Raw genomic sequence first — 1,272 nt, 5'->3', positions numbered from 1 at the left:
CTGAAGGGGTGACAAAGGGGCTGAAACGAAGGAAAGAAGGGAGTGTGACCGTTTTGAGGTAAAAAAAGAGAGGTCAGGTATTCTCAACAAGACCTATCAAATGATAATGATACCTAAATTCTACCAAACCTGCTTTCAAAATCTACTGACACCGACACAGTACAAGATGCTAGAAATCTTGATAATGCTATTACAATTCCATAAAACAGTGACAATTGAAAAGCTAGCATCTGTGTTTCCGCAGCCAATACAGTTTGAAAGTCGCAGACGGAGTATCCAAAGATTTTTAGTGCTGCCGCAATTATCAATAGAATATCTCTGGTTTCCAGTACTCAAAAGATGGGTAAAAAACAGTTATAAAGCGAAGAAGAAACGACTGATATTTGCTATTGATAGAACACAGTGGCGGTCAGAGAATGTATTTGTCATCAGTTTGATAGAACAAAAAAGAGCGATTCCAGTTTATTGGCTATTGTTACCAAAAAGGGGATGTAGTAATTTTGGGGAGCAGAAAAAGTTAATTAGACCATTGTTGCGGTTGTTTAAGGGATATCGAATATTGGTGTTAGGAGACAGAGAATTTCATAGCATCAAGCTAGCAAATTGGTTACACAGCAAGGACATTAGCTTTGTGCTGCGTCAAAAGCAAGGTACTTACATTCGCCAAGAAAACCAGCCATATCAACGATTACAATCTTTGGAATTAACTCCTGGTATCTCGTTCTTCTTCCAGGGTGTTCAAGTAACTAAACAAAAAGGTTTTGCCACATTTAATCTCGCTGGTTACTACAAGCGTAAATATCGTGGCAAAGTCGAGTCTGCTGGCTGGTTTTTATTGACTAATCTGGATAATCTTGCTGATGCTATCAAAGCATTTAAGTTACGTAGTGGGATTGAAGCTATGTTTAAAGATTGCAAGACAGGTGGCTATAATCTTGAATCTACTCGTGCTGATGGTAGACGCTTAATCTCGCTGATTTTATTGATAACTATTGCCTACTCCTGTGCGATTTTACTTGGTCGCAATTCCCGTCAAATGGGGCTGCAAAAATACGTTGGTCGTCTCAAGGAATTAAAGCGATTCCACCGACGACATAGTGCTTTCTGGATTGGTTTGTATGGTTGCTTGTGGGTAGGTGCAATGGAATTTTGGACTAATTTAGCTCATGAATTCATGCTTCTCAAGCCCGGTAAACAACCCCATTTTCAGCAGGGTTTACGTGCTATGTCCTTTATCCAGTCTGCTTTGTAGCTTCTATGTCACCCCTTCAG

At 39.8% G+C, this 1,272-nt stretch carries 1 protein-coding gene; it reads left to right on the top strand.

The features are described from left to right. Positions 1-184: 184 nt before the first annotated feature. A complete protein-coding gene (locus BV372_RS31530) occupies positions 185-1,252 on the top strand; it encodes an IS4 family transposase (protein ID WP_256973570.1) in 1,068 nt (355 codons plus the stop codon). Positions 1,253-1,272: the final 20 nt, after the last annotated feature.

Origin of the sequence: Nostoc sp. T09 (assembly GCF_002154695.1) — a bacterium.
Lineage (GTDB): Bacteria > Cyanobacteriota > Cyanobacteriia > Cyanobacteriales > Nostocaceae > Aulosira.
Note: the sequence above shows the minus strand (reverse complement) of the source record. Positions and strands in the feature narration are given on the sequence as shown.